Source organism: Methylocystis sp., from assembly GCF_021731785.1.
In the GTDB taxonomy this organism is placed as follows: domain Bacteria; phylum Pseudomonadota; class Alphaproteobacteria; order Rhizobiales; family Beijerinckiaceae; genus Methylocystis.
Genome location: NZ_JAKFWS010000027.1, coordinates 1 through 4,458, shown reverse-complemented (window position 1 = coordinate 4,458; position 4,458 = coordinate 1). Strand labels below are relative to the sequence as shown.

General features: G+C 57.7%; 5 protein-coding genes and 1 pseudogene. 4 read left to right on the top strand and 2 right to left on the bottom strand.

The window, feature by feature from the left end; all coding sequences use genetic code 11:
• From QZ964_RS05575 to QZ964_RS05565, 3 genes are all read left to right on the top strand, one after another.
• Nucleotides 1-450: transposase (locus tag QZ964_RS05575; RefSeq protein WP_292529732.1), on the top strand; the 450-nt coding region annotated here is incomplete at its 5' end.
• Entirely contained in the window at nt 447-575 is a 129-nt protein-coding gene (locus tag QZ964_RS05570; RefSeq protein ID WP_292529730.1) for a hypothetical protein, read from the top strand. The genes QZ964_RS05575 and QZ964_RS05570, both read left to right, overlap by 4 nt.
• 327 nt (nt 576-902) lie before the next feature.
• On the top strand, nt 903-2,504 hold the full coding sequence (locus tag QZ964_RS05565) for a hypothetical protein (protein WP_292529728.1): 1,602 nt from the start codon (nt 903-905) through the stop codon (nt 2,502-2,504).
• 136 nt (nt 2,505-2,640) lie between these two features.
• On the opposite strand, the gene QZ964_RS05560 is transcribed toward QZ964_RS05565, so the two are convergent.
• A complete protein-coding gene (locus tag QZ964_RS05560) occupies nt 2,641-3,567 on the bottom strand; it encodes a phosphotransferase (RefSeq protein ID WP_292529726.1) in 927 nt (308 codons plus the stop codon).
• 103 nt (nt 3,568-3,670) lie between these two features.
• The gene (locus QZ964_RS05555) at nt 3,671-3,802 is read right to left on the bottom strand and encodes a hypothetical protein (protein WP_292529723.1); all 132 of its coding nucleotides are present in this window, start codon (nt 3,800-3,802) and stop codon (nt 3,671-3,673) included.
• 310 nt (nt 3,803-4,112) lie between these two features.
• Between QZ964_RS05555 and QZ964_RS05550 the strand changes: the two are divergent.
• A pseudogene (locus QZ964_RS05550) lies at nt 4,113-4,458 on the top strand (hypothetical protein); the annotation flags it as partial.

The following is a 4,458-nucleotide window of genomic DNA, read 5'->3' as shown; positions in this document are numbered from 1 at the left end:
ACGGTTTCGCTCTACATGATGCCGAGGCAGGGTCGGCCATTGCAGACCTGGAACAGTTTCCTTCGCAATCATGCGGAGGAGATTGCATCGATTGATCTCTTTGTCGTTCCGACGATTGCCTTTCGGCGGCTCTTCGCATTTGTTGTTCTTGGCCACCGACGGCGGCGGCTACTGTGGTTTGCGGTGACCCAGCACCCAACGGCGGAGTGGTTGGCGCGGCAAATTACCGAAGCAATTCCTTGGGACACGGCGCCCAAATATCTCATCCGTGACAATGACAGAGCATTTGGCGGAGCGTTTAAGGCCCGTGTGCGAGCAATGGGAATCCGGGATCGGCCCACCTCGTTCCGCTCGCCCTGGCAGAACGGCTATGCTGAACGCTTGATCGGGTCGGTCCGGCGCGAGTGCACTGATCATATGATCGCGTTCAACGCGGAACACCTTCGATGAATCCTTGCGAAATACGCCATCTTCATAACATGATCGGCCTCGAAGGCCTTGTCGACATACCGGAAATCACCCGCGACGGCCTTACGCTCCTTGCCGGCAAATCCGAGACGCGCAAGCGCGCGTGACAAAAATCGAGAAGCGCATTCAGGCTTGGCATCGGGAGAGCTACCCTTCCACGCTCGCCGGGCCATCATGCGGCTCTATATCAGGGAAGCCGCGCGACTTGCAGTCGAGATAACACGCCGCGATAGAATTTCCCAGTCCGGCGAAAGCCGATCGAACGTTTACGAAAACTTGTGCTGGAGCGTGAGTCCGGAATTCAATGATGCTTTCGCGCGAGCTCAGCGTGTTAACGTGTCAATACCATTTCAGGATCTGCCGGCGCAGCCCAGGGACGCCCAAAGACAAAAGAGCGTTCGGGCGCTTAGAAAAATTGGATCTGGGAGGACGTCATGACTAGCAGGAATATTATCACTGCCGCCACCGTAGTGGTAGTGTTCTGTACGCAACCGGGTTATTCAACGGCCAAAAAGCAACAGCTCGGAAGCGTGCATTTCCAGACGTCATGTAGGCCCGCAGCACAAAAGCTGTTCGATCGCGGGATGCTCTATCAGCATTCATTCTGGTACAGCGCCGCGAAACGCACATTCGAGGACGTGCTCAAAGCCGATTCGGAATGCGCCATCGCCTATTGGGGCATTGCGCTGAGCTATCTGTATAATCCGCATGCGCCTCCACCGCCGGATGATCTTCCACTCGGTCTTGACGCCGTTCAAAAAGGCAAAGCATTGCGCGCAAAAACGCAGCGCGAGCGCGACTATCTCGATGCGATCGCCGCGATGTACATGGATTACGACAAGGTTGATCATCGCACGCGCGTCCAGAACTATCTCAAAGCGGAGGAACAGGTGGCGCTGCGTTACCCTACGGATGACGAAGCTCAGATCGCTTACGCGATTACGCTCAATGTGGCTGCGTCACCTGGCGACAAGACTTACGCCAACCAACTCAGAGGAGCAGCGCTGCTCGAACCCATCTTCAAGCGGCAGCCGCAACACCCCGGTGTCGCGCACTATCTCATACATCTCTACGACTATCCGGCGATCGCCGAGAAAGGTCTCAACGCGGCCAGGCGTTATTCGAAGATCGCGGCGGCGGCGCCGCACGCGCAACACATGCCGTCTCATATCTTCACGCGCACGGGGCATTGGAAGGAATCGATCGCCTCGAACATTGAGTCGGTGCGGATCGCCAAGCTCGACGGGGAACAGCACGATCAGGCACATGGCATGGACTACCTGGTATATGCCTATCTGCAATTGGCGCAGGACAAGAAGGCGCGGGCGGTAGTCGATGAATTGACCAAAATCGAATTCAAGCAAGAGCGTTTTGCCGGGCCTTATGCGGTGGCGGCAAGTCAAGCGCGATACGTATTCGAACGCGGCGACTGGAAAGCGGCGGCCGAATTGCGGCCGCGTCAGACCAAATTTCTTTATGCCGACGCGGTAACGTATTTTGCACGCGCGGTCGGCGCCGCCCGATCCGGCAATCCAAATGCGGCCAAGACGGATATCGCCAAACTTGGTGAATTGCGCGACAAACTGAAAGAAGCGAAGGATGCGTACTGGTCAGGGATTGTCGATATTCAGCAACAGGTCGCCAGCGCCTGGGTGCTTGATGCCGAGGGTAAATACGATGATGCGCTCAAGCTCTTGAGCGCTGCGGCGGACGCGGAGGATAAAACCGAAAAGCATCCGGTTACGCCCGGCCCACTCGCGCCAGCACGCGAGCTTTATGGTGCGATGCTACTTGAGCGCGGAATGGCAAAGGAAGCACTTGCAGCTTACGAGTCTGTAATCAAGAAAGAGCCCAATCGACTGGGCGCCTATATCGGCGCCGTCAAGGCCTCGGCTAAGGAGGGGGAAGCGGCGAAAGGAAAGCAATATATGGCAAGAGTTTTTGCGCTCACAAAAGATGCCGACACAAAACGCCCGGAGGTAATTGAGCTACGCGCAATCAAAAGCAAACCTGCGCCAGCGACGAACCCTCGCTGACGGCGTTAAATCAATTTGCAAGGAACCGCGTCCCTTGCCGGCAAAACTTGCGAAAACGATTACTTTGGCAATGCCCAAGCGCCTGCCTCGTCAGACGCTTGAAACTTCTTCACAGGCGACGCCGGGAGGTGGGGTTTCAGATCGGCGCCTGCCGAAGAATCGCAGCGCCAAGCAACGCTTGGCCGACGGACGTTTTTAGATCGAGCTCGCCCTTTACAAGTCGGACATAGCACTCAGGGAGGGTCAGCGTTTCATCGCGCGACTTGAAATCAATTTCCGTGAGATCGGGAACGAGGCTAAAGAGCACAGCGCCGTAAAGAACGCAGGCAAGGTCGTGCAGCGAAAAAAACGTCGTCCGTTGCTCGCTATTTATTGCCGAGCCTTCTTGGATGGCAAGGAGGTCAATGGCTTCATCGTCTGAGAGGTTCGCGAACGTCGCGAAGGTTGCGAGGTCGAGATAAGGATGCGCAAGAGCCGCACTCTCCCAATCGATCATCCAGACTTGTGATCCGTCCCACAGAAGGTTCGCGGGATTGACGTCGTTGTGGCTGAGCACGCGTCGTTCGTCGCTGGCGAGAGCCGCATTTCCAGAGCTAATCAACGCGCCGAGGCGCGTCGCCCAGGCGGGAAACCCCGTTCTTCGTGATTGCGCGTCCCAGAGCGCTTGACCGAGGGACGGGTCGAAGGGCGGTAAATCCGGCGCGGGAATCGCGTGAAGTCGTGCGAGAGTTTCGGAGAGATGCCGGAGCGCACGCGGGCGAATGTCTGGCTGTGCGAGCGCGCTTCCGAAGGGGACGCCTTCGACCTTCGCGGATATCATGGCGCCGGCCGCCTCATCGACCAGAACGACGTCAGGCGCGATGCCTTGCTCCGCGGCCAGCCTCTGGGCCGCGAGCATCTCGGCAAAGCCGCTTCGGCACGCCGGGTGCAAGCGGAGGAAAAATTCACCCGCGTCGGTCGAGACCCCATAGACGCCCGCGGTGGAAAGGCCGGTTGTGACGGCGGTAACCGCTTTGACGGCGCCAAAGCGCGCGACGGGAAAAAAGCTTTCAGGATTTCGCACGCGTCGAATTTAGTAAGCGATCCGATCTGAGTCCACATCCACCGCTATTCGCGGGACGTTAGGCTTGCCTTGTTGGCGCGGCGCCAGACAGGAAGTCGTAATCTCAAAACGATCCCGTGGCGGATATTGCTATGATCAGAGCCCGGCCGCCGTCGGCGCCCTTGAGATTGGCGGTGAGATACCTGTCCTTGTCGTAAACTCTATCCGGCTGGCGTGAGGCGGCGAATCGGACCATGCTGCCTCCCATGGCCGATATCTTCAAACTGATCTGCTGTGCGGTCATCGGCCTGTTCCGATCAAGAACGTCGCTTCAGGCAGAGATCCTCACGCTGCGCCAGCAGCTCAACGTGTTGCGCAGGAAATCACCGAAGCGCCCGACTTTCAACAATGCCGACCGTCTGATTTTCGCCGGCCTCTATCAGATTACCCCACGCGTCCTGAACGCCTTGACGATCGTAGAGCCAGAGACCGTTATTCGTTGGCATCGCGCCGGCTTTCGCTTGTTTTGGCGATGGAAATCGCGCTGTCGCTGTGGCAGGCCGAAGGTGGCGCTGGAAATCCGCCAATTGATCCGCGATATGAGCCTGGCCAATCCACTGTGGGGCGCTCCCAGGATCCATGGCGAACTCCTCAAACTTGGAATCGACGTTGGCCAAACGTCGGTGGCCAAATATATGGCGCGGCGCAGGAGACCTCCCTCGCAAGGCTGGAAGACGTTCCTCCGCAATCATGCCGATGGGATCGCATCAATCGACCTGTTTGTTGTTCCGACAATCTCATTTCGGCTGCTTTATGGCTTGCTGATTTTACAGCACGGCCGACGCCAGATGTTATGGCTCGGAGTGACGGCGCATCCGACCGCCGAATGGATCGCCCGACAACTCACCGAGG